The organism is Cryobacterium sp. TmT2-59, assembly GCF_004403545.1.
In the GTDB taxonomy this organism is placed as follows: Bacteria; Actinomycetota; Actinomycetes; order Actinomycetales; family Microbacteriaceae; genus Cryobacterium; species Cryobacterium shii.
In genome coordinates this window covers 1-23,778 of record NZ_SOGM01000100.1, presented here as the reverse complement: position 1 = coordinate 23,778, position 23,778 = coordinate 1, and the positions used below count along the sequence as shown (strand labels likewise).

Genomic DNA, 23,778 nt, shown 5'->3' with positions numbered 1-23,778 from the left:
GGCCAGGCCATTCGCCTGTGTCGAGCCCACGACAAAAATGGAGATCATTCCCATGAAAGCTGCGCGCTTCTACGGCCAGAAAGACATCCGGATCGAGAACATCGAGGAACCGGAAACCCGCAGTGGAACGGTGAAGATCGCTGTCGCCTGGTGCGGCATCTGCGGCACCGACCTGCACGAGTACCTCGAGGGCCCGATCTTCATCTCCGCGCCGGGCCACCCGCATCCGCTCTCACACGAATCCCTGCCCGTCACGCTCGGCCATGAGTTCTCCGGAACCATCGAAGAGGTCGGCGACGGCGTCGAGGGCCTGAACGTCGGGGACAACGTGGTCGTGGAACCCTACTTCGTCTGCGACGAGTGCCCGCCCTGCAAGGCCGGCAACTACCACCTGTGCGAGAAGATGGGCTTCATCGGCCTCGCCGGGGGCGGCGGCGGCCTGAGCGAGAAGGTCGTCGTCGACCAGCGCTGGGTGCACCCGATCGGGGATATCCCCCTCGACGAGGCCGCCCTGATCGAGCCGCTCTCCGTCGCGCACCACGCCGTCGTCCGCAGCGGCGCGAAGTCCGGAGACGTCGCCATCGTCGGCGGCGCCGGACCCATCGGGCTGCTCACGGCCTCGATCCTCAAGGGCATCGGCGTGACCACGATCATCTCCGAGCTCAGTGCGGCCCGCAAGGAGAAGGCGATCTCCAGCGGCGTCGCCGACTATGTGATCGACCCGACCGTCGATGACCTCAAGGCCCGCGTCCTCGAGATCACCGGTGGCGTCGGCACGGATGTCGCGTTCGAGTGCGCGGGCGTCAACGCCGTGCTCGACGCCATGCTCGATGCCCTGCGTCCCGCCGGCGTGCTCGTCAACGTCTCCATCTGGGGGCACCCGGCCACCGTGGACATGCAGAAGATTGTGCTCAAGGAGATCGACCTGCGCGGCACGATCGCCTACGTACGCGACCACGAGGAGACCGTCAAGCTGGTGCAGTCCGGCACGATCGACCTGAGGCCGTTCATCACGGGCCGGATCGCCTTGGAGAACCTGGTCACCGAGGGCTTCGACACCCTGGTCAACCACAACGACACCGCGGTGAAGATCCTGGTTCACCCGTAGGTCGAAGCCATGCCCGCGTCAGTCTTTCGGCGTCAGCGGCCCTCTCGCGATTCGCGTGGGGGCCGCCTGGGCGACCGGCTTGATCACGATCAGGTCCAGATTGACGTGGGCGGGGCGCTCGACGCTCGACACGATCGTCTCCGCGATGTCCTCCGCGGTGAGCGGATTGGGCACGTTCGCGTAAGCCGCTGCGGCCTTCTCGGCGTCGCCGCGGAAACGCACCAGGCCGAATTCCTCGGTCTGCACCATGCCGGGGGCAACCTCGATCACCCGGATGGGCTCCCCGTTCAGTTCCAGGCGCAGCACCTCCATCAGGGCGTGCGCGGCGAACTTCGCCGCGTTGTAGCCCCCACCACCGAGGTAGGCAACATGACCGGCAATCGACGTGACCGTGACGATGTCGGCGCAACCGCCATCCATCCGGATCCCGTCCCGCAGCAGGGGCAGCAGCGCGCTTGTCACCCGTTTGACCGCGAGCACGTTGATCTCGAACATCCAGGCCCAGTCCTCGGTCCGCGAGTCCTCGACGCTGTCCAGGCCCATCGCGCCGCCCGCGTTGTTGACGAGCGCGTGCACCGGCCCCGACTCGGCCAGGTAGTCCCGCAGGGCGTCGACGTCGGCCTGGCGGGTGAGATCGGCCGTGAAGACGTCGGCACCGGTCTCGGCTTTCAGCTCGGCGAGGCGGTCGGCGCGCCGTGCGACCCCGACCACGGCCCAGCCCTGCTCGCGGAACCGGCGAACGGTCGCCGCCCCGATTCCGGAACTCGCACCGGTCACAACAACTCTCTTGGTAGCCATGGCTCTATTCTGGCGGGGGAAGAAGGACGATGAGTTCACAGGTAGCAGGAATGACCCAGGTCCGGAAGCGACGGGTGCCGCTCTGGGACAACGGGCGCTGGATCGCCATCACGCTGATGGTGATCGGCCACGCCATCCTGAAGCTCATCGGCGAGTCGAACGTCGCCTACGAGGTCTACCTCTTCATCTACGCGTTCCACGTTCCGCTCTTCGTCGCCGTCAGCGGGTACTTCGCCAGATCCAGCCCCCCGGGCACCCGCCAGCTGCACCGGCTGCTCACGGACATCGTGTTTCCGTACATCATCTTCGAGAGCATCTGGACGGTCATCCGCTGGCTGCTCGGCGGCGCCTTCGTGCCCGATTTCTCGACCGCGTCCTGGACCCTGTGGTTCCTGATCGCGCTGCTGATCTGGCGCCTGATGCTGCCGTTCCTGGTTCTGCTGCGCTACCCGCTCCTGATCAGCATCCTGATCTCGATCGGCTCCGGCTACCTGGAATCCATCGACGCCGGCTTCTCGATCTCCCGCACCCTGGGCCTGCTGCCCTTCTTCGTGTTCGGCTGGAAACTGCGCCAGTGGCAGCTCACCCCGATCTGGCTGGGCCTGGCCGCCGGGGCGGTGTGGCGGTGGCGGATCGGGGCCCTCACCCTGTTCACGGCGCTGTTCGGGGTGATCGTGATGAACATCGAGCTGCTGCGCACCCTGAAGGTGCGCCGGTTCCTGCTCTACAACGAGGCGTATCCGGTCTTCGGCTTCGACGAAATCTGGGCCGGCGGCATCCGTCTGGGCCTGATGCTGCTCGCGTTCGCCCTGATCGTCGCTTTCCTGCTGCTCGTGCCGCGGCGCACCACCTGGTTCAGCACGTTCGGGGCGGCCACCATGTACATCTACCTGCTGCACAGTTTCCTGCTGTTCCCGCTGCGCGAGTCCGGCGTGCTCGAGGGGCCGCAGCCGGCCTGGGTCCTGCCGGGGGTGATCCTGCTGAGCGTGCTGATCTCCATCGTGCTGTCGCACCCGGTCGTGAAGAAGGTGTTCCGGCCGCTGGTGGAGCCGCGTGCGCGCTGGATGTTCCGCAAGCACGCGTCGACCGACACCGGAACGATCGTGCTGCCGCACCTGGGGCCGTCGGGCACGATGCTCGAGTCGCCGGCGGCGCCGGATTCCGCGCCGGGCGATGCCCCGCCGGCGGCGGCCCGCTGAACGGCGTGTGACGCCGTGTTGCAGACCTCGTTGCCACGTCGCCGGCCGCCTGCCTAAACTCGCTGCCAGAGCGATGGACGGTCCACGCTCGTCGAGGATTATCAGGGAGACCACCTCATGAGCGACAACACTGCAGCCTGGAAGTTCGAAACGAAGCAGGTGCACTCCGGTGCTCAGCCCGACCCGACCACGAACGCGCGGGCCACCCCGATCTACCAGACCACCTCCTACGTCTTCAACAACGCCCAGCACGCGCAGAACCTGTTCGCGCTGGCCGAGTTCGGCAACATCTACACCCGCATCATGAACCCGACCCAGGCCGTGGTCGAAGAGCGCGTCGCCGCCCTCGAGGGTGGCACCGCCGCCCTCCTCCTCTCGTCCGGCCAGGCTGCTTCGACGTTCGCCGTGCTGAACATCGCCCAGGCCGGCGACCACATCGTGTCGTCGAGCTCGATCTACGGCGGAACCTACAACCTGTTCAAGTACACGCTGAAGAAGCTGGGCATCGAGACCACCTTCGTCGAGAACCAGGACGACGCCGAGGAATGGCGCCGCGCTGTGCGCCCGAACACCAAGCTGTTCTTCGCCGAGACCATCGGCAACCCGAAGATCAACGTGCTCGACATCCGGCTGGTGGCCGACGTGGCCCACGCCAACGGCGTGCCCCTCATCGTCGACAGCACGATCGCCACCCCGTACCTGATCCGCCCGTTCGAGCACGGCGCCGACATCGTCATCCACTCCGCGACCAAGTTCCTCGGCGGCCACGGCACGGTCATCGGCGGCATCATCGTCGACGGCGGCACGTTCGAATGGTCAAAGAACGTCGAGAAGTTCCCCGGCCTGACCGAGCCCGACCCGTCGTACCACGGCGTCAGCTACACCGGTGCCGTCGGCGACGGCATCGCGTACATCATCAAGGCGCGCGTGCAGTTGCTGCGCGACCTGGGCTCCGCGATCGCCCCGGCGAGCGCCTGGCAGCTGATCCAGGGCATCGAGACGCTCAGCCTGCGGATCGAACGCCACGTGCAGAACGCCCAGGACATCGCCGAGTGGCTCGAGAACCACCCGGACATCGCCTCGGTGAACTACGCCGGGCTCCCGTCGAGCCCCTGGTATGCCGCCGCGAACACCTACGCCCCGAAGGGCGTCGGCGCGGTGCTGTCCTTCGAGCTCAAGGGCGGCGTCGACGCGGGCCGCGCGTTGGTCGACAACCTCTCGCTGTTCAGCCACCTGGCCAACATCGGCGACGTGCGCTCGCTCGTCATCCACCCGGCGTCCACCACCCACGCCCAGCTCACCCCCGAGCAGCAGCTCACGGCCGGCGTGACGCCGGGCCTGGTGCGCCTGTCGGTCGGCATCGAGAACATCGCCGACCTGAAGGCCGACCTCGAGCTCGGCCTCGCGGCCGCCCGCGCGGTGGTGCAGGCGTCCCGCGCCAACGCCTGACCCTCTTCACCAATTCGACGGAGATTCTGCCCCCACGCGGGTGTTTCAGGCCATATTCGGTCTGATTGCGCAGAATCTCCGTCGAATTCGTTCGGGCGGGACCGGGACCGGTGCCGGCCGGGCGCGCGGGCGCGCCGGGCAGGAGTGGTGACGCCGGCATCCGCCGAGCAGGCGCGACAGGCCTGCGCGGTAACAATCACCCGGAGGTGCCGTTCAACCGGCAGAATAGGGGGCCTATGGATTGGCAATTCGCTGCAGACACGGTCCCCTCGAGCTTCGTCACGGAAGCCCAGGCTCGGTCGCTCCTCGGCAAACCCCCGGCAACGGGCGCCTGGCGCGACGGCGACCCCGTCGGCAACCGCCGGTTCCTCGACGTCGGGCCGCTCCACTTCGAGTCCGGCGGCAGCCTCGATGCCGTGCGCATCGCGTACGAATCCTGGGGGGAGCTGTCCCCCGCCGGCGACAATGCGGTGCTCGTGCTGCACGCCCTCACCGGCGACAGCCACCTGTCCGGGCCCTCCGGCGACGGCCACGCGACGAGCGGATGGTGGGGCGGCATCGTCGGGCCCGGCCTGGCGATCGACACGGACCGCTGGTTCGTGGTGGCCCCGAACATGCTCGGCGGCTGCCAGGGCAGCACCGGCCCGGCGTCCCTCTCGCCCGACGGCTCGGAGTGGGGCGCCCGCTTCCCGCATTTGACCATCCGTGACCAGGTCGCCGCCCAGGTCGCCTTCTCCGACCGGCTGGGGATCGACCGCTGGGCCGCGGTCATCGGCGGCTCCATGGGAGGGATGCACGCGCTCGAGTGGGCGATCGGGGCACCCTCGCGAGTGGCCCGGCTGGCGATCCTCGCCGCGCCCCCCGTGACGACCGCCGACCAGATCGGCCTGAACTCCGTACAGATGGAAGCGGTTCGCTGCGACCCCTGCTTCCGGTTCGGGGACTACTACGACGCCGCCGACGGCGACGGCCCGACCCGCGGCCTCGCACTGGCCCGACGGATGGCCCTGCTGAACTACCGCAGCCCGGAGGAGCTCAATCTGCGCTTCGAGCGGGGCTGGCAGAGCGAAATCAGCCCGATCGGCGCCGGCGGCCGCTTCGCCGTCGAGTCCTACCTGGACTTCCACGGCAACAAGTTCACCCGTCGCTTCGACGCGAACAGCTACCTCGTCCTGGTCGAGGCCATGAACTCGCACGACGTCGGCCGCGGCCGCGGCGGCGTCGCATCCGCTCTGTCGCTGATCACCGCACGAACAGTCGTCGTCGGCATCGACAGCGACCGGCTGTTCCCGGTCGAGGGCCAGCGCCTCATCGCGGCGCACCTGCCGGGGAACATCGACGGCACGGATGCCGTGGTCATCCGGTCCGATTACGGCCACGACGGGTTCCTGATCGAGAACGAGGCGGTCGGCGCCCAACTGTCCCGAGTCCTGACGGAGCCGGTTCCCCCGCACCGGGGTTGACAGAAGGCGGCTTCGGGGCGAGCGTGAATTCCACTCGACCGAGAGGACGCGCCATGAAACCCGGATTCGTCGTCATGCTGGTGTTCGGCACCATCCTCTCCCTGCTCGGGTTCTCCCTCGCCGTCGCCGGCACGGTGGGGGCTGCGGCCGGCAGCACCCGAGACGACAGCGGCTACTTCACCACCCCCGCCGCGCCGCTCTCCACCGAGGCGTACGCGCTGACGTCGCCCCGGATGGCGGTCGAGGGCGAGGGCGTCCCGTCGGATCTCGTCACCCTGCGGCTGCGGGCCTCCACCTCGAACGGGAACGACGTCTTCGTCGGCATCGCCCCGCAGGCGGACGTCGACCGGTACCTGGCCGGCGTGAACCACACCGAGGTCAGGACCGTGACCGGCAGTCCCTTCCGCGTCGGCTACCGGGACATCCCCGGCAACGCGGTGCCGGGCGCCCCGGGAGACCAGAGCTTCTGGACGGAATCCGCCGAGGGATCCGGGCCGCAGCAGATCACCTGGCGGCTCGACCCCGGAAACTGGGCGATCGTGGTGATGAACGCCGACGCGAGCCCCGGCGTCGACGTGGCCGTGCAGGCCGGCGCCCACCTCGGTTTCATTCGCTACCTCGGCCCGCTGGCCGTCGGCCTGCTGCTCCTCGGAGTGTCCCTCCTGGTGCTCGGACTGGTCCTGACCGTGTTCGGGGCCATCGGTCTGGGCCGGAACGGCCCGCCCCCGGCCGGAGGCGTCCCGGCGGCCGGCGCCGGACCTCCCGGAGCGGGGATCGCCGCAGGCCCCGCCACGAGTGACACGAGTGACACGAGACCGTACCCGGCCAGGCTGACCGGCACCCTCGATGAGGGCCTGTCCCGCTGGCTGTGGCTGGTCAAGTGGATCCTGGTCATCCCCCACGTCGTCGTGCTGTGGTTCTTCTGGTTCGGGTTCTTCGTGACCACCGTGGTCGCGGGGGTGGCCATCCTGTTCACGGGACGGTACCCGGTCAGCCTGTTCCGCTACAACGTGGGGGTGCTCCGCTGGAGCTGGCGGGTGGCTTTCTACTCCTACTCCGCGCTCGGCACGGACCGTTACCCGCCGTTCAGCCTGGAACCGGCGGCCGACTACCCGGCCGACCTTGAGATCGATTACCCGGAACACCTCTCGCACGGGCTCGTGCTGGTCAAGTCGTGGCTCCTGGCCATCCCGCACCTGCTGGTCGTCGCGGCGTTCACCGGCAGCGCCACGAGCTGGCAGTCCGGCGACTGGGGCCGAGGGGTCACGACCGGCACTCCGTCCCTGATCGGGGTGCTCGTGCTGATCGCCGCGGTGATCCTGCTTTTCACCGACCGGTACCGGCGTGGCCTGTTCGACCTGATCCTCGGCATCGACCGGTGGATCTTCCGGGTGTTCGCCTACACGGCGCTCTTCCGGGACGACTACCCGCCGTTCCGCCTGGACCAGGGTCCCGCCGAGCCTCCGTCCCGGAACGCCATGCCCCTGGCGAGCCCGCCGGCGACGCAGACGATGCCGCCACCGGCCTCGACCGCCCCCTGACCAACGATCGCTGAGAGAGCCGTGTCAGACCCGGAGCCCCGGTCCGGCCGGGAGAGCCCGCATTTCCTCCACTCCTGGCTGGTGTGGGTGAGCCTGGGTGAGAGCGTGGGCTTCCTCGCCCCAGCCCTGGCCCAGCTCGCCACGGCGTCGCTGCCCGCCGCCGCCCTGCCGAGCATGGTCGCCGCCGGGGCGGTGGAGGGCGCGGTCCTCGGCTGGTCGCAGACGCGGGTGCTCCGAAGCCGCATCCCCGCCGTGTCGAGGAGCAACTGGATCGGCGGCACGGCTGCAGCCGCGGCCTTCTCGTGGTTTCTCGGGCTGCAGGCCTCCGCCTCCGCCGACGTCTGGACGGCGTGGCCGGTGCCGCTGATCATCGTGGCGGCGGCCGCAACGGGCAGCCTCCTGCTGTGCTCGATCGGGCTCGCCCAGTGGCTGGAGTTGCGCCGCCATCTGCCGCACAGCGCACGCTGGATCGCGGCCAGCGCGGCGGCCTGGTGCGTGGGCCTGGCGGTGTTCTTCCTCGTCGCGCCTCCGCTGTGGCAGCGGGACAGCCACCGGTTCTCACGCTGCTGATCGGGGTCTTCGCAGGCATCCTGATGGCCGGGAGCATGGCCCTGGTCACCGGTCTGGCCCTGGGCCGTCTCCTCGGCGCCCGGCGGCCGGCGACCGTGGGGCCCCGCGCGCCGGATCGGCCCGCTAGTGTGCTGTATAGAGTGCAACGAGGGGTAAGCCAGCCGCCATGCAACGAATCTTCAAGGAGCGCGACCGCCTGCTGCGCAGAGCCGCACGCCTGACCGGCCTCGCCGGGGCAACCGCGGCTCTCCTGGTGATGCTGGTGCCCGGCGGGCTGAGCCTGACGGCCCTGTTCTGGTGCCTGCCGCTCCTGCTGGTGAAGGTCTACTGCCTGTACCTGCTGGGCCGGAGCGGCCGGATGCGCTGGGTGGTGCTGATCGTGCTGGCGGGCGTCGGAATCATCCTGGCGGTCGGCCTGACCGGGACGCACCCGAGCGGGCTGAACCTGGTCGAGGAGACCGTGATCGGCTGTGTGGCGGCGTGCGCGATGAGCTCCGTCGCCCTGGTCCTCGTCGTCAGCTCGGCACGCCTGGTGGGGCTCCTGGCCGCGTTCGGCGTCACCCTCGCCGGCGTCCTCGCGGCCACCGGCGGCACGAAAGGGTCGCTCGTGCCGCTCGCCCTGACCACCAGCGGCTGGTTCTCGGTCGCCCTGGTCGGCTGGTGGGTCGCCCAGAGCGTTCCCCGCGTGATGGAGCGCATCGCCGCCATCGGCCGCGCCCACCTGGCGGAACGGCACGCCAGCGAGCTCGAAGCGCAGCGCCGACAGGATGCCCGGCTGCTGCATGACACCGTGCTCGCCACCCTCACCCTCCTCGCCCATTCCGGCGTCGGCGTCAGCCCGGCCGCCCTCCGCCTGCAGGCCGCAGACGACGCCCGACTCCTCCGCCAGTTGCGCCTCGGCGGCCTGCCCACTCCCCGCCGGTCCGGGGTCTACACGCTCGAACCGGCCACCGAGTCCACCCTCGGCAGCACCCTCGAATCCGTCAAGCAACGGTTCGGCCGGATGGGGCTCGACGTCGACTGGCACGGCAGCGGTCAGGTCCTCCTGCCCAGCGACGTCCTCGATTCCTTCCTCCTCGCCCTGGGCGAGTGCCTCGAGAACGTGCGCCGGCACGCGGGCGTCGCCCGGGCCGACGTGACGATCACGGATGACGACTCCACCGTTCGCGCCATGGTCACCGATGCCGGGGTCGGCTTCGACATCCGCGGGGTCAGCTCCGAGCGGCTCGGGTTCGCCGAATCCGTCGTGGCCCGGTTGCGAGATGTGGGCGGCAACGCCCGGCTGTTCTCCTCTCCGGGTTCGGGCACCACGGTCGTGCTGGAGGTTCCCAAGTGAGCAGACCGGGCATGGTGGATGCGCTGCGCCGGGACATCCGTGCGGCCGCGCGGTTGAAGGGCGCCGACAAGCTCGCGGACCAGGAACGCCAGGACCGGGGCCGCAGTTTCCGACGCCCCGAGCGCACGGTCAAAACCACCCGCGCGAACCAGAGCGGCCTCGGCGGCCGCCACCTGGGCATCGGGTTGTCGCTCAGCGGCGGCTTCATCGCCCTGTTCCTGTTCTGGCGGTTCGCCTTCCAGTGGTTCGCCTACGAGACCCCGACTCCCAGCCTGGTCGCCTGGTCCCTGCTGATGGCGACGACGGGGCTGGTCCTCGTCACGGTGCAGCGATTGTCGGCGCGGATGCCGGACTGGCTCTTCGCCACCGCGCTCGGCAGCGGCGCCGTCGTGGTGACCCTCGACCTGGTCGGGGCGGCGACCGGACCGAACGTGTACCCCACGGCGGCCGCCGCCGTCGGCACCCTGCTCATCTCCCTGGTCACGGTCCGGCGTGGCCGGGACGTCGTCACGGCCGCGATCGTGCTCGGCCTGCTGCTCCTGACCGGGGCGTTCGCCGAGACCCAGATCGACCCGTTCACCGTCGCCCCGGAGTTCCTGACGATCGCCCTGGCGGTCCTGCCGCCGCTGCTGGGCGTCGCGGTGGTGCGCTCGTTCCGCCGCATGGCCCAGCGCGAACTCGACCTGGTACTGGTGCAGAGCACCGTGTCCCAGCCGCAGTTCGCCCTGGGCATGCTCGCCTCCGAGGCCCTGGCCCGGATCGACCTCGACGCGGAAACACTGCTGGACGATGTCGCGAAGGGGCGCACGGCGCTGCCGCTCAGCCCGGCGAAATCGACCACCGCGGCTTCCCTGGCCACACAGCTCCGGCTCCACCTGATCCGCGGCCGCCGGGAGACCTGGCTGCACCACGCGATCACCGAATCCGAGTTCCTCGGCCCGTCGGTGAGCCTGAACGACCCGGCCGGCCTGGCCGGGATGCTCGACCCGGCACAGCGCGACGCCCTGCTCCGCACGATCTGGCTGCTGATCAGCGATACGCACCGGTCTGAGGCATCCGTGTCGCTTTCCCTCGGACCGATCCGGCCCGCTCACGGCCTCACCGCGGGTCAGAAGTTACGATTTCCGATCGAATTGACCACCGAGGGTGTGCCACGGCGTCGGGTAGACCCGGAGACGTGGCAAGCTATCCGTGTGGTAGGCCCTCACGTCGATTCCAGCCGAGACGGAAGTCTGTGCGTGGAGATCGAGTGCAGTGTCGACAATCCCGCGGATGCTTAGTGTCTGTGAATCGGGGGTAGCAGCATGAGGAGGCAGAAGTGACGAACACGAGCACCATGACCAGTGCGGTACCGAGCAAGGAAAACCCGATCCGGCTGGCCCTCGTCGACGACCACCGGATGCTGCTGGGCGCACTCACGGAATGGATCCGGGGCGCAGCGGACGACATCAGCATGGTCGCCGCGGTCACCACCTGGCCCGAACTGCTGACCCACCCGGAGTTCCCGGTCGACGTCGTGCTCCTCGATCTGGACCTCAAAGACAACATCCCGGTGTCGCTGAAGATCTCGACGCTCAAGACGGCCGGCGTCAAGACCGTTCTGATGAGCACCTACTCCGAGGCCGGACTCGTGCGCGAAGCCCTCGCCGCCGGCGCCCTCGGCTACCTTGTGAAGAGCGAGGAGGCGACCATGATCGTCGAGGCGATCCGGGCCGCGTACGACGGCGAATCCTTCATCTCGGCCGAACTGGACGAAGCGCTGAGCAACGGAGCCAACGGCTCACCCCGGCTCAGCGCTCAGGAGCGCCGGGTGATGGCGCTCTACGGCGCGGGCGAGCCGGTCAAGGCCGTCGCGCACCAGCTCGGCATCTCCGAGGAGACCGCCAAGTCCTACCTCAAGCGCATCCGCGAGAAGTACCGCCTCGCGGGCTTCGACGTGGGTACCAAGGTGGCGCTGCGCAAGCAGGCAATCCACGACGGCATCCTGCTCCAGGGCGACTAACACCCGCCCTGCCGCCGATGCCCGGCCCGGCAGGCGTGGGCCGAGCATCCGTCGGCCGTTGAACCAATTCGACGGAGATTCTGCTCTAAGAACGCTCTTTCGGCCTGTTTGGCACCGTTTGGGGCAAAATCTCCGTCGAATTCGCTCGGGGCGGGGGCGATAAGCGGGCTCCGTCGAGGGGCTGCGGGCTGCACCTGCGGGCTGCGGGTTTGCGGGTTTGCGGGTTTGCGGGGCTGCGGGTGTCTGCGGGCCGGGGGTCAGGGGGCCGGGGGTCAGGGGGCCGGGGGTCAGGGGGCCGGGGGTCAGGGGGCCGGGACCACGGCGATCGCCTCGGTCCCGTACGGCAGCAGCACGCCGTTGCGGCGCCGCGTGCGGTCCAGCAGGAACGAGGCCACGGTGAGCAGCAGCCCGATCACGCTCAGGCCCAACCCGATCCAGACCGGGGCGACGTAGCCGAACCCGGCTGCGACGGCGAGGCCGCCGAGGAACGCGCCCAGGGCGTTGCCGACGTTCAGCGCCGAGTGGTTGAGCGCCGCGGCGATCGACTGGCTGTCGTGGGAGACGTCCATCAGCCGGGTCTGGATCGCCGGCGAGAGCCCGGACGCCGCGGCTCCCACGAAGAACACTCCGAGCAGCAGACCGGGCAGGTACTGGGCCGACAGCGCGAGTCCGGCCAGGGCCAGCAGCATCAGCACGAAGAACGCGTACATCGTGCGGCGCACGCTCCGGTCGGCCAAGACACCGCCGACGAGGTTGCCGATCGTCATGCCCACGCCGATCACGACGAGCACGAGCGGCACCGCCCCGGCGCCGAGCCCGGTGACCTCCATCACCAGCGGGGCCACATAGGTGTACACGGCGAAGAGCCCGCCGAAACCGATCGCTCCGATCGACAGGGCGAACCAGACCTGCAGCCGGCCGAATGCCCGCAGCTCGCTCCGCATGGTCGCGTGGGGATTGCCGGCCTGCAGGGGCACGAGCAGGGCCACCGCCACGAAGGTGGCGGCGAAGATAGCCGCCACGACCAGGTAGGCCGCCCGCCAGCCGGCGGTCTGGCCGAGCCAGGTGATGCTGGGAACGCCGATGATGTTCGCGATGGTCAGCCCGCTGAGCACGAGGGCGACCCCGCGGGCGCGCTTGCCGGGGCCCATCAGGTCCGCGGCGACGAGCGAAGCGATCCCGAAGTAAGCGCCGTGCGGGAGCGCGGCGACGAACCGCGCCGCCAGCACCAGTCCGAAGGTCGGCAACAGCGCCGACGCGACCGTGCTCAGGGTGAAGGCGGCCAGCAGTCCCAGGAGCAGCTGCTTGCGCGGCCACCGCGCGGCCGCGGCGGCGATCGTCGGGGCCCCGACGACCACGCCGAGGGCGTAGGCGGAGATGAGCCAGCCTGCCTGCGCGTTCGCGGCATCCGGTGACGCGCCGTAGAGCGCCGGAAGCAGGTCCCTGGCCAGGTTCGGCAGCAGGCCCATGGCCACGAATTCCGTCGATCCGATGCCGAACCCGCCGAGGGCGAGGGCGAGCAGGGCGAAACGGATGCGGGTCGGGGACAAGGTCACCGGCCCGTTGGTGGGTGCGCGCATCCCTCCAGCCTAAGGGGCGTGCCACCCCCGACGGGCTCCCTCGACGGCTCGGCGCTACGGGGCGGAGGTCGCGGCCGGCGGCGGGGTGGCGGCCGCCAGGGCCCTCTCGAGGCGCTCGACCTTGCCGGTCAGCTCCCCGGTGCGCCCGCCACGGATGTCCGCCTTGAGCACCAGGGACACCCGCGACCCCCACGCGGCGACGGCCTCGGTGGCCGCCTTGATCACCGCGAACACCTCGTCCCAGTCGCCCTCGATCGTGGTGAACATGGAGTCGGTGTGGTTCGGCAGGCCGGAGTCGCGCACGATGCGCACGGCCGCGGCGACCGCGTCGTGCACGGACCCCTCCCCGTCGCCGTCGCTGGAGCCGGAGTCGCTGGAGCCGGACGGGGCGACGGAAAATGCAACCAGCATGGTTACTCCTTCAGATTCGGGGTGGGAGGGACGAGATCGTGCTCCGGATGCTCGGACCGAGCCCCGGACGCGTGGACCTCCCGCACGGCCCAGCCGAGCAGGATCACCTCGAGCAGGTTGCGCAGGCTGAGCACCAGGACCAGGAGCGGATCGGCCACGATCAGCCAGTCATACAGGTGAGGGTAGACGAGTTGGGTCAGGGCCGCGACCGCGAGGGCCAGCACTGCCGGCAGCCGCCAGGCGCGCCCGCGCAGCACGAGCCCCAGGATCACGGGTGCGGCGAGCCAGGCCGTGAACTGCGGCGAGCCGACCTTGTTGACCAGGATCAGCGTCAGCACCAGCGCCAGCACGAGCGGCGGGAAGAGCCGGGGCCAGGACGCCCCGGCCTCGTTGGCCTGCCAGCCCAGCAGCAGCACCGCCGCGATGCAGGCCAGCAGCAGCGGGGTCATCACGGCGATCGCGACCTGGGTGCCGGTGCCGATCACCTGGTAGGTCAGGATCTGCTGGTCGTAGTAGATGTAGTTGCCCGGGGTCTTGAGCGCGGCCTGCCACATCCAGAGCCCGGCGACGGGCGACTCGATCTGGATTCCCCGGTTCGTCTGCTCGCTGACGAAACTGAACACGTTCAGGCCGCTGCCGAGGAACAGGGCGATCACGACGATGCCCAGACTGGTCCCCGCCGCGGCGGCCGCCACCGGCCACCGCTTCCTGGAGACCAGGAACAGCGCCGCGATCACGGCGGCCGGCCAGATCTTGATCCAGGCGGCGAGCGTCAGCAGCATCGTGCCCCAGACCGGGCGGGACCGCAGCACGAGCACGGCGAGGATGGCCAGCGGCACCGTGATCGCGTCGATCCGCCCCACGGCAATGGGGCCGAGGAGCAGCAGGAAGCCCAGCCACCAAGCGGCCGCGAGCCGGGCCCGGGGGTCGCGGCCGGGGCCGAGCAGCACGGCGAAGGCCACCGCGTCGAGCAGTGTGACGAGGCCGAGCCAGGTGAGGGAGTACAGCCCGGGGCCAAAGGCGAGGGCGGCGAGCATCGGCAGGATCGCGAGGATCGGGTAGACGAACGGGGCGCTGATCCCGACGACGCCGCCGCCGGTGACCGCGTCGGTCGCCCAGCCGAGGTAGGACCGCTCCACATCGCCGAGCGGCCAGCCGGTCGACGCGAAGCAGAGCCAGGCCAGCGCGGCGTGCACGGCCGCGAAACCGGCCCACAGCAGCGCCGGCCGCACCCAGCCGCGGGGGTGCGCCGTGGCATCCGTCGCGGCGGCAGCGGTCGGTCCTGGGGTGGATTCGGGCACCCTCCACTGTCCCACACCGCCGAGGCCGGAGCGCGGTGTCCGGCGCCGAACCAATTCGACGGAGATCTTCCCGTAAAACGGCGATTGCGGGCTGTTTGTGGCCGATTCGGGCAAAATCTCCGTCGAATTCGTCAGGGAACCGCGGGCGGGGGGTGGACTCGGGGGGAAACTAGGCGGGCGGACTAGTACTACAGTCGCGTTTATTTTTGGCTGTATCGGCGTTTTAATCGGACTTTTGCCCCGAATCCTGTTAATCATGACGAGTGAGCGATGATATTTGGGTGGCAGAGATCCAGGAATGGGCGCAGGGCCTCGAGGAGATCCGCGGGTTGATTGGGGACGAGTTTGCACGCTCGGAACCGCGGAACAACGCGGTCAGTTACATTCGCGGCCTGCTCTCGGACGAGGAGCGGAAGAACTCCTGGACCTTGTCCGAGCGGGCCGGCCATGGCACCCCTGATGGGATGCAGCGGCTGCTCTCGACCACGGATTGGGACCCGGATACCGTGCGCGATGCCTTGTTCGGCTACGTGAAAAAGCATCTGGGCGACCCCAAGGGGATTTTGGCGATTGACGAGACCGGATTCCTGAAAAAGGGGACGGCGTCGGCCGGGGTGGCCCGCCAGTATTCGGGCACCGCCGGGCGGGTGGAAAACTGCCAGATCGGGGTGTTCCTCACCTACGCGTCCCCGGCCGGGCGGACCTTCCTGGACCGGGAGCTGTACCTGCCCAAAGCCTGGATCGACGACTCCGAGCGGTGCAAGCGGGCGGGAATCCCCGAGGACCGGGTGATGGCCACCAAGCCCGTGCTGGCCGCCGAGATGATTGAGCGCGCCCTAGACGCCGGCATCGAGGCCGAATGGACCACCGGGGATGCCGTCTACGGCCAACACGCCGAGCTGCGCCGCCGGCTGGGGGCCCGCGGCATGCATTACGTGATGGCCGTGCCCATGAACCAGCGCGCCATCACCCCGACCCCGGGTTCATTGGGCGCCGAAGGGCGGGCCGATCAACTCTTCGCCGCCCTGGACGGGAGGGCCTGGCGCACCCGCACCGCCGGCACCGGGACCAAGGGCGAACGGCTCTACTCTTGGGCCAGGATCCGCATCAACGGCCCCGCCGAGACAGGGGAACACTGGCTGCTGGCCCGTCGCTCTCTGAACGACCCCACCGACCTGGCCTACTTCATCTGCCACACACCCGAGAACGTCACCCTGATCGAGCTGGCCCGGGTCGCCGGGGCCCGCTGGGCCATCGAGGAAACCTTCCAAACCTCCAAAGGCGAAACCGGGCTCGACCACTACCAGGTGCGGCAATATGGCGGCTGGTACCGGCACATCACCCTCTCCATGTTCGCCCACGCCTTCCTCAGCGTCATCCGCTCAAAAAAAGGGGCCCACATCCAGGCTCCGACCAGTTGGTAAGGCTCTCACTGCCCGAAATCAGGCACCTCATCACACGGATCGTCTGGCACCGGGAATCAGACCCCTGCCACGTGATCCGCTGCTCCCTCTGGCGACGAAAACATCAACACCGCGCCCAGCAATGCCACTACAAAGCCCGCGGTCACATCCCACAAATGCGACTGTAGTACTAAGGCGTGTCTCCTAATTCGTGTAACCAGACGATGATGGCGCTCAGGACAGCGCCGCCCCGGTAGGTGAGGGCGAGTTTGTCGTAACGGGTGGCGAGTCCGCACCACTGTTTGAGGGTGTTGAATGAGCGTTCGATGACGTTGCGGCGTTTGTAGGCTTCTTTGTCGAGGTCGACTGGGCGGCCACCGTTTCGTCCGCGGCGTTTCCGGTTCGCGACCTGGTCGGAGCGTTCTGGAATGACGACCTGGATGCCCCGTTTTCGCAGCATGGCCCGGTGCGCTTTGGCCGAGTAGGCCTTGTCCGCCAGCACCCGGTCGGGTCGGGTGCGGGCTCGTCCGGGTCCGATCCGGTCGACGCTGAGCGAAGCCATGATCTCCGGGAGCATGGGCGAATCGCCGCCTTGCCCGGTGCCCAGAAAGACCACGAGCGGGCGCATCTTTCCGTCGCAAAGCTGGTGGATCTTGGTGGTCAAACCACCGCGGGACCGGCCAATGGCATGATCAGGAGGCTCTTCCAGCAGATTCGTGTAAGTCGACAGAGCCCCCCGTGATGCGCGGAAGATTCGTCGCGTGTTGATGCGCCCGATTCACCGTCGAGTCCACCGACACCTCCCAATCGATCTTGCCCGCCGCATCGGCCTCGGCCAGCAACCGGGCCAGAACACTGTTCCAGGTGCCATCGCCGCTGAATCGCCGATGACGCTTCCACACCGTCTGCCACGGACCAAAAGTCTCGCGTAGATCTCGCCACGGAATCCCCGCCCGATACCGGTAAATGATGCCCTCCATCACCCGCCGGTGGTCCTGAAACGGGCGACCAGGACGACCAGACGATGACGGCATCAACGGCTCGATCCGAGCCCACTCACTCTCAGACAACACAGCAGTACGAGACATGCGCCAATTCTGCCAAAAACACTCACCAGGCTTTAGAAGACACGCCCTAGTGGGGCGGCGTGTGACCCAGCAGGGCCGCGACCGTGGCCGGCACGGCCTCGGCCACGTCGAGTGCGGTGATCGGGCCGCCGGCGGACGCCCGGATCGCGGCGAGCGAGTGGATGCGGGCAGCGGTGGCGGCGAGGTCGGTGAGCGCCTCGGCATCCGTGCGGATCGCCGCCGCGTGGGTGGCCAGCAGCGCGCCGATGATGCCGCCGAGCACGTCCCCGGAGCCGGCCGTCGCCAGCCAGACCGGCGAGCGCGACACCGTCAGCCGGGGGCCGGACGGGGACACGACTCGGGTGACGGACCCCTTGAGCAACACGGTGACGCCGAGCTCGGCGGCGGCACGCGTCGCCCAGTCCCCCGGGTCGGCGGCCACCTGGGCGCCGGTCACCTGCATCCCGTCCTGGGACAGGAGCCGGGCCAGTTCCCGGTAGTGCGGGGTGATCACCAGCGGCCCGGCCTGCCACCCCCGGGCCAGGTCCAGGGCGCCGGCGTCGCACACCGTCGGCAGTCCCTCGGCGAGCGCCGCCCGCAGCGCGGCCGTGGTCTGCTCATCCCGCTGGTCGGCGTTCATCCCCGACCCCAGCAGCCAGGCCTGCACCCGGCCGGGAACCGTGACGACCTCCGGCCGGCGCGCCAGCACGAAGTCGGCGGCGCGGGGCGGGCCCAGGTAGCGCACCATGCCGACGCCGGTGCGCATGGCCGCTTCGACCCCGAGCACCGCCGCGCCCGGATAGTCGTGACCGCCGGTCAGCACGCCGAGCACCCCGCGGGTGTACTTGTCATCCGTCGCCCGCGGCACCGCGATCCAGTCGCCCGCCTGCTCGGCGTCCCATTCCAGCCATCCCCGCGGTTCGCTCATGCACTCACGATAGGTTGTTTTGAGCACTGCGGGTCGGTCCTGCTGCCGACCCCAACCGACTCTGGGGGATTTCGTGGCCGCTGCCGCCCTGTTCGAACCGCTCACCCTGCGGGGCGTCACCATCCGCAACCGGATCTGGGCCGCGCCCATGTGCCAGTACTCGATCGAGGAGAAGGACGGCGTGCCCCGGGACTGGCACCTGGTGCACCTCGGGGCCATCGCCGCGGGCGGCGCCGGCCTGGTCATCGCCGAGGCGAGTGCCATCAGCCCCGAGGGCCGCATCACCGACCGCGACACCGGCCTGTGGAACGACGAGCAGGCGGCCGCCTGGTCCCGGATCGTCCGGTTCCTGCACGCCCAGGGGGCGAAGGCCGGCATCCAGCTGGCGCACGCGGGCCGCAAGGCGTCCGTCTGGCCGGCGTGGGGCAGCGACCGGCAGGGCACGGTGCCCACGGATGCCGGCGGCTGGCAGACCGTGTCGGCCTCCGACCTGCCGTTCCCGGGTTACGCCGCGCCCGCCGCCCTGGACGCCGCGGGCATCCGTGCCGTCATCGGCGACTTCGCCGCAGCCGCGCGCCGGGCGGTGGGCGCCGGGTTCGACGTGGTCGAGATCCACGCCGCGCACGGCTACCTGCTGCACCAGTTCCTGTCGCCGCTGAGCAACCGTCGCACCGACGAGTTCGGCGGGCCGCTGGCGAATCGGGCTCGGCTGCTGCTGGCCGTGGTGGCCGCCGTGCGCGCGGCGATCGGCGAGGACGTGCCCCTGTTCGTGCGGTTCTCCGCCACCGACTATCCGCCGGGCGGGTGGAACGAAGACGAGACCGCCGCGGTCGCCCGCTGGGCCGCCGACGCCGGAGCCGACTTCTTCGACATCTCCTCCGGCGGCAACGTGACCGGGGTGCGGATCCCGCTCGGCCCCGGCTACCAGGTGCCCCTCGCCCGCAAGGTGAAGGCCGAGGCGGATGTCCCGGTCAGCGCGGTGGGCCTGATCACGGAACCGGCACAGGCGGAGCAGATCCTCGCGTCCGGCCAGGCCGATGCGGTCATGCTGGGCCGGGAGCTGCTGCGCGACCCGCACTTCCCGCTGCGGGCCGCGCACGAGCTCGGGGTCAGCCTCGACTACTGGCCGCCGCAGTACCTGCGGGCCCGGTGGCCCGCCGCTTGAGCGGCGGCCGTCGACGCCGGTCAGAGCCGGCGGGTCGCATCCTGAACCTCGCCGACGAGCTCCTCGATGATGTCCTCCAGGAACAGCACGCCCTTCGTGGCGCCGACGGCGGTGAACGAGCGGGCCAGGTGCGCGCCTGAACGCCGCATGGTGGCGAGGGCGTCCTCCAGGTCGGTGTCCTCGAAGATCGACACCAGCTGACGGATGCGCTTGCCCGGGATGGGCTCCTGGTAACTGCCCTGCCCGGCCTGGGTCGCGGCGTCCCCGTCCAGGTCGATGACGTCCTTGAGGTGCACGTACCCGGTCGGTTCGCCGCCGTCGGTGACGATCACGTAACGGGAGAAGCCGTGCTTGGTGACGGCCCGCTCCACGTCGGCGGGGGTGGCCGTCTCCGGCAGACTGATCAGGCCGGCCAGGGGCACGGCGACATCCTTCACCTTGCGGGTGGTGAATTCGAAGGTCGCGCTGAGCGCCCCGGTGCCGTCCCTCAACACGCCCTCCCGGGTCGACTGGCTGACGATCGTGGCCACCTCGTCCAGCGTGTAGGTGCTCGTCGCCTCCTCCTTGGGCTGAACCCCGAAGACCCGAAGCACCACGTTGGCCGTGGCGTTGAGCACCACGATCACGGGCTTGACCAGGCGGCCGAAGAACACCAGCGGCGGCGCGAGGATGAGGACGGCCTTGTCGGGGATGGAGAACGACAGGTTCTTGGGCACCATCTCCCCGAACACGACGTGCAGGTAGGAGACCAGCAGCAGGGTGATGGCGAACGCGATGGCGGTGATCGCCTCCTCCGGCAGCCCGGTCGCGCCGAGGGGGATCTCGAGCATGTGGTGGATGGCCGGCTCGGAGACGTTCAGGATCAGCAGCGAGCACACCGTGATGCCGAGCTGCGTGGTGGCCAGCATCAGTGTGGCGTGTTCCATCGCCCAGAGGGCCGTGATGGCCCTGATCTTACCGGCCTCGGCCAGCGGTTCGATCTGGGACCGGCGCGCGGAGATGACCGCGAATTCGGCCGCGACGAAGAAGGCGTTGCCGGCGAGGAGCACGACCAGCCAGACGAGTCCCATCCAGTCACTCATGATTACTCACCCCGCCCTGTTTCCGTGCCGCTGATTCGTCTGTGCCCGCCTCGTCCGTAGCCGGCGTGTCGGGGGTGAACCGGAGCCGGTCGATGCGCCGGCCGTCCAGCCGTTCCACCGACAGCTCTCCGGCGTCGAGGCGCACGGTGTCGCCGACCACGGGCAGGCGTCCCAGCTCGCTCATCACGAACCCGGCCACCGTTTCGTACGGCCCGTCCTCCGGCACGGCGACGCCGGTGCGTTCCAACAGCTCGTCCGGCCGGAGCATGCCGGGGAAGGTCAGCGAGGTCGGGGACAGCACCACGCCGGCCCTGGCGCGGTCGTGTTCGTCGGCGACCTCCCCGACGAGTTCCTCGACCAGGTCCTCCAGGGTGGCCACGCCGGCCGTGCCGCCGTACTCGTCGACGACGATCGCCATCTGGTAGCCGCGGGCACGCAGCTCGACCAGCAGCCCGTCGAGTTTCATGGTCTCCGGCACGCGAATGGCCTCCGATTGGAGGGCCGACACCGGGACATCCGCCCGGCGGTGCCGGGGCACGGCCACCGCCTGCTTCACGTGCACGATCCCGACGATGTCGTCGACGCCCTCGTCGACGACGGGGAAACGGGAGTACCCGGTGCGGCGGGTGAGGTCGATCACCGCCTGGGCTGAGTCGGTGCGCTGCACGCTGGCCACGCGCGGACGGGGCGTCATCACGTCCGACGCCGTGTGCCCGGAGAACAGCAGGGTGCGGTGCAGCAGCGTCGCGGTGTCTTTCTCGAGCATCCCGGCGCTGGCCGAGCGGCGCAGCAGGGAGGAGAGCTCCTCGGCGGTGCGGGCGCCGGAGAGTTCCTCCTTCGGCTCGATTCCGATGGAGCGCAGCACGCCGTTGGCGCTGCCGTTGAGCACGACGACCGCGGGCTTGAACACGGTCGTGAACAGCGTCTGGAACGGGATGACCAGTTTCGCGGTCTGGACCGGCAGCGCGAGGGCGAAGTTCTTCGGAACCAGTTCGCCGATGATCATCGACGCCAGCGTCGCCAGGACGACCGCGGTGGTGACCGCGACCACCGGGACGACCGCCGCCGACAGGCCCAGGGCCGTCAGGGGCGGGGAGAGCAGGGCGCTCAGGGCCGGCTCCATCGTGTAACCGGTGAGCAGGGTGGTGAGCGTGATGCCGAGCTGGGCGCTGGACAGGTGCGTGGAGGTGATCTTCAGGGCCGAGATCGTCAGGCCGAGACGGGTCTCCCCGCGGTCGCGGCGGGCTTCGAGCTCCGACCGGTCCAGGTTGACCAGGGCGAACTCGCTCGCGACGAACAGGCCGGTGCCGACCGTGAGGAGGAGCCCCGCGCCGAGCATGAGCCACTCAAACATGGCCACCGCCGAACGGGATCAGGATCGTGATCAGGGGCGAGTGACCGTTCGAGTGACGAGAACAGTGGCTGGGCGAATTCGCAGGAGGGGGGTCGTCCATTATTCCGCTAAGTCTACTGCGCGCGGCCGACGCTCGCGGCCGGGCTCACCAGCAGGGCTCACCAGCCGGGCCCACCAGGGCTCACCAGGAGACGGGCAGCGCCTTGCCCTCCTCGTAGCCCGCGGCCGACTGGATGCCGACCCGCGAACGGGCGTGGAACTCCTCCACGTTGGTCGCACCGGCGTAGGTGAACGAGCTGCGCAGCCCGGAGGTGATCATGTCGAGCAGATCCTCGACCGAGGGCCGCAGCGGGTCCAGGTAGATCTTCGAGCTGGAGATGCCCTCGGCGAACAGGGTCTTGCGGGCCAGGTCGTACGCGTCCAGGCGGTCGAAGCGCTCGCGTACGGCCTTGGTGGATGCCATCCCCCAGCTTTCCTTGTAGAGGCCGCCGGCCGCATCCCGGTCCAGGGCGCCGGGCGCCTCGATCGTTCCGGCGAACCACGAGCCGATCATCACGGATGCCGCGCCCGCGGCGAGCGCGAGCGCCACGTCACGCGGGTAGCGCACCCCGCCGTCGGCCCAGACGCGCGCGCCGAGCTCGCGCGCGGCGACCGCGCTCTCCAGCACGGCGGAGAACTGGGGCCGGCCCACGGCCGTCATCATCCGGGTGGTGCACATGGCGCCTGGGCCCACACCGACCTTCACGATGGTGGCGCCGGCTCCGACCAGGTCGCCGACGGCATCCGCCGTCACGACGTTGCCGGCCACGATCGGGATCCCCAGTCCGAGATCCGCGACGATCTTGATCGCCCGCAGCATGCCGTCCTGGTGGCCGTGCGCGGTGTCGATCACGAGCACGTCGACCCCGGCGGCGACGAGGGCGATCGCCTTGGCCGCTATGTCGCCGTTGATGCCGACCGCGGCGGCGACCCGGAGGCGTCCGTGGGCGTCCAGCGCGGGCTGGTAGAGCGTGGAACGCAGCGCGCTCTTGCGGCTGAGCGTGCCGATGATGGCGCCGTGGTGCAGCACGGTGGCGAAGTCGAGATCGGCGTCGGTCATCACGTCGAAGGCGCGGCGCGGGCCCTCGATATCGTCGGCGTCGAGGGAGGTGAGGTTGCCGTGCAGCAGGTCGCCGAGCAGCGCGTCGGGCAGGGCCGTGGCCAGGCGGGACGCGTCGATGCAGCCCAGGTAGGTGTCGTCCCGGTCGTTGATGACCAGCCCCTGGCCGGCGACCGGCGGCACCTGGCGCAGCGCCAGCGCCACGGTGTCGTCCGGACCGAACACGAAGGGGGTGTCGAACCGGGTCGACTGGGCCTTCACCCAGCGGATGGCAGCGTCGAGGTCCTGCAGGTGCATGTCCTGCGGCAGCACTCCCAGGCCGCCGCGGCGTGCCAGGGAAGCCGCGAGGCGGTGCCCGGTGACCGAGTTCATGTTCGCGGAGACGATCGGGATCGTGGCGCCGGTGCCGTCGCCCGGAGCGAGGGAGACATCGAGGCGGCTGGTGACCGCCGACTGGCTCGGCACCAGGAAAACGTCCGAATACGTGAGGTCGTGGCTGGGAACCGCTCCATAGAACTGCATGGAAATAACGCTAGCGCCCCGCGCGGATGCCCGCAGCCATGCCCGATGGGATTAGGCTGAATGGGCAGACCGATCCGGGCCTTCGTGTGCGCCCGGTACATTCAAAATCAACGTAGAGAGTGGGAACCGGCTGTGTCAAGCCAGTTGACCGGTAGTGGATCCGACGAGACCAGGTCGGGTGAATTCGGAGCGAACGAGTGGCTCGTCGATGAGTTGTACGAGCGGTACCTCGTCGACAAGAACCTGGTGGACGAGTCCTGGTGGCCCGTCCTCGAGAGCTACCACCAGACCGCGAACGGAGCGGCTGCCGCAACCGGCGCCCCCGCAGCCGGCGCCGAGACCGCACTGACCGCCGCGGCTGCCGAGGCGCCGAGCGCCGCAGCGCCGGCCGCCGCGACAC

Annotated in this window: 21 protein-coding genes; 12 read left to right on the top strand and 9 right to left on the bottom strand. The window is 69.6% G+C overall.

All coding sequences use genetic code 11. The features are described from left to right. The first annotated feature begins 52 nt into the window (after positions 1-52). On the top strand, positions 53-1,108 hold the full coding sequence (locus E3T24_RS15630; protein ID WP_134368192.1) for a 2,3-butanediol dehydrogenase: 1,056 nt from the start codon (positions 53-55) through the stop codon (positions 1,106-1,108). 18 nt (positions 1,109-1,126) lie between these two features. Here E3T24_RS15630 and E3T24_RS15625 read toward each other — a convergent pair whose 3' ends face one another. Continuing rightward, positions 1,127-1,906, bottom strand: a complete 780-nt coding sequence (locus E3T24_RS15625; RefSeq protein WP_134368177.1) for an SDR family oxidoreductase — start codon at positions 1,904-1,906, stop codon at positions 1,127-1,129. A gap of 50 nt (positions 1,907-1,956) precedes the next feature. On the opposite strand from E3T24_RS15625, the gene E3T24_RS15620 reads away from it, so the two are divergent. The 8 genes from E3T24_RS15620 (at position 1,957) to E3T24_RS15585 (ending at position 11,466) form a co-directional block, all read left to right on the top strand. Continuing rightward, positions 1,957-3,105: an acyltransferase family protein gene (locus E3T24_RS15620; protein WP_241975857.1), complete on the top strand. Its 1,149-nt coding sequence runs from the start codon at positions 1,957-1,959 to the stop codon at positions 3,103-3,105. A 117-nt stretch (positions 3,106-3,222) separates the two neighbouring features. Continuing rightward, a complete protein-coding gene (locus E3T24_RS15615; RefSeq protein ID WP_134368179.1) occupies positions 3,223-4,554 on the top strand; it encodes a bifunctional o-acetylhomoserine/o-acetylserine sulfhydrylase in 1,332 nt (443 codons plus the stop codon). A 236-nt stretch (positions 4,555-4,790) separates the two neighbouring features. Next, a complete protein-coding gene (locus E3T24_RS15610; RefSeq protein ID WP_134368180.1) occupies positions 4,791-6,017 on the top strand; it encodes a homoserine O-acetyltransferase in 1,227 nt (408 codons plus the stop codon). Between the two features lie 53 nt (positions 6,018-6,070). Continuing rightward, positions 6,071-7,558 (top strand): DUF4389 domain-containing protein, encoded by a 1,488-nt coding sequence (locus tag E3T24_RS15605; protein ID WP_134434851.1) that lies wholly within the window; start codon positions 6,071-6,073, stop codon positions 7,556-7,558. A 21-nt stretch (positions 7,559-7,579) separates the two neighbouring features. Then, on the top strand, positions 7,580-8,128 hold the full coding sequence (locus tag E3T24_RS15600) for a hypothetical protein (protein ID WP_174776563.1): 549 nt from the start codon (positions 7,580-7,582) through the stop codon (positions 8,126-8,128). A gap of 166 nt (positions 8,129-8,294) precedes the next feature. Further along, positions 8,295-9,464, top strand: coding sequence for an ATP-binding protein (locus E3T24_RS15595; protein WP_134434850.1), 1,170 nt, complete (start codon positions 8,295-8,297; stop codon positions 9,462-9,464). Then, positions 9,461-10,744, top strand: coding sequence for a hypothetical protein (locus E3T24_RS15590; protein ID WP_134368183.1), 1,284 nt, complete (start codon positions 9,461-9,463; stop codon positions 10,742-10,744). The genes E3T24_RS15595 and E3T24_RS15590 overlap by 4 nt, the downstream gene beginning before the upstream one ends. 56 nt (positions 10,745-10,800) lie before the next feature. Next, positions 10,801-11,466 carry a response regulator transcription factor gene (locus E3T24_RS15585; protein ID WP_134368193.1) on the top strand — a complete coding sequence of 222 codons (666 nt, stop codon included), beginning with the start codon at positions 10,801-10,803 and terminating at the stop codon, positions 11,464-11,466. A gap of 302 nt (positions 11,467-11,768) precedes the next feature. Here E3T24_RS15585 and E3T24_RS15575 read toward each other — a convergent pair whose 3' ends face one another. The 3 genes from E3T24_RS15575 to E3T24_RS15565 are packed head-to-tail and all read right to left on the bottom strand — an operon-like array spanning position 11,769 to position 14,758. Further along, entirely contained in the window at positions 11,769-13,046 is a 1,278-nt protein-coding gene (locus tag E3T24_RS15575; RefSeq protein ID WP_134402621.1) for an MFS transporter, read from the bottom strand. Between the two features lie 54 nt (positions 13,047-13,100). Beyond that, entirely contained in the window at positions 13,101-13,457 is a 357-nt protein-coding gene (locus E3T24_RS15570; RefSeq protein WP_134402622.1) for a thiamine-binding protein, read from the bottom strand. 2 nt (positions 13,458-13,459) lie between these two features. Next, complete coding sequence (locus tag E3T24_RS15565) at positions 13,460-14,758, bottom strand: glycosyltransferase family 87 protein (RefSeq protein WP_166787089.1); 1,299 nt, start codon at positions 14,756-14,758, stop codon at positions 13,460-13,462. Positions 14,759-15,048: 290 nt separating this feature from the next. Here E3T24_RS15565 and E3T24_RS15560 point away from each other — a divergent pair, with 290 nt between their 5' ends. Then, positions 15,049-16,182, top strand: coding sequence for an IS701 family transposase (locus E3T24_RS15560; protein WP_134402631.1), 1,134 nt, complete (start codon positions 15,049-15,051; stop codon positions 16,180-16,182). A gap of 169 nt (positions 16,183-16,351) precedes the next feature. On the opposite strand, the gene E3T24_RS15555 is transcribed toward E3T24_RS15560, so the two are convergent. Further along, a protein-coding gene (locus tag E3T24_RS15555) for an IS5 family transposase (RefSeq protein WP_134366158.1) occupies positions 16,352-17,249 on the bottom strand; the annotation gives its coding sequence in 2 pieces (ribosomal slippage) (positions 16,352-16,897 and positions 16,899-17,249; 897 coding nt in all). Between the two features lie 46 nt (positions 17,250-17,295). Then, a complete protein-coding gene (locus tag E3T24_RS15550; RefSeq protein WP_134366159.1) occupies positions 17,296-18,156 on the bottom strand; it encodes an ADP/ATP-dependent (S)-NAD(P)H-hydrate dehydratase in 861 nt (286 codons plus the stop codon). Between the two features lie 73 nt (positions 18,157-18,229). Between E3T24_RS15550 and E3T24_RS15545 the strand changes: the two genes are divergently transcribed. After that, complete coding sequence (locus E3T24_RS15545; protein WP_134434849.1) at positions 18,230-19,321, top strand: NADH:flavin oxidoreductase/NADH oxidase; 1,092 nt, start codon at positions 18,230-18,232, stop codon at positions 19,319-19,321. A 20-nt stretch (positions 19,322-19,341) separates the two neighbouring features. On the opposite strand, the gene E3T24_RS15540 is transcribed toward E3T24_RS15545, so the two are convergent. The 3 genes from E3T24_RS15540 to E3T24_RS15530 form a co-directional block, all read right to left on the bottom strand. After that, the gene (locus tag E3T24_RS15540) at positions 19,342-20,403 is read right to left on the bottom strand and encodes a hemolysin family protein (RefSeq protein ID WP_134366161.1); all 1,062 of its coding nucleotides are present in this window, start codon (positions 20,401-20,403) and stop codon (positions 19,342-19,344) included. Then, complete coding sequence (locus E3T24_RS15535; RefSeq protein ID WP_134366162.1) at positions 20,396-21,757, bottom strand: hemolysin family protein; 1,362 nt, start codon at positions 21,755-21,757, stop codon at positions 20,396-20,398. Before E3T24_RS15535 ends, E3T24_RS15540 begins: the two co-directional genes overlap by 8 nt. Positions 21,758-21,938: 181 nt before the next feature. Beyond that, positions 21,939-23,378 carry a GuaB1 family IMP dehydrogenase-related protein gene (locus E3T24_RS15530; protein ID WP_134366163.1) on the bottom strand — a complete coding sequence of 480 codons (1,440 nt, stop codon included), beginning with the start codon at positions 23,376-23,378 and terminating at the stop codon, positions 21,939-21,941. A gap of 132 nt (positions 23,379-23,510) precedes the next feature. Here E3T24_RS15530 and E3T24_RS15525 point away from each other — a divergent pair. After that, positions 23,511-23,778: hypothetical protein (locus tag E3T24_RS15525; RefSeq protein ID WP_134434848.1), on the top strand; the 268-nt coding region annotated here is incomplete at its 3' end.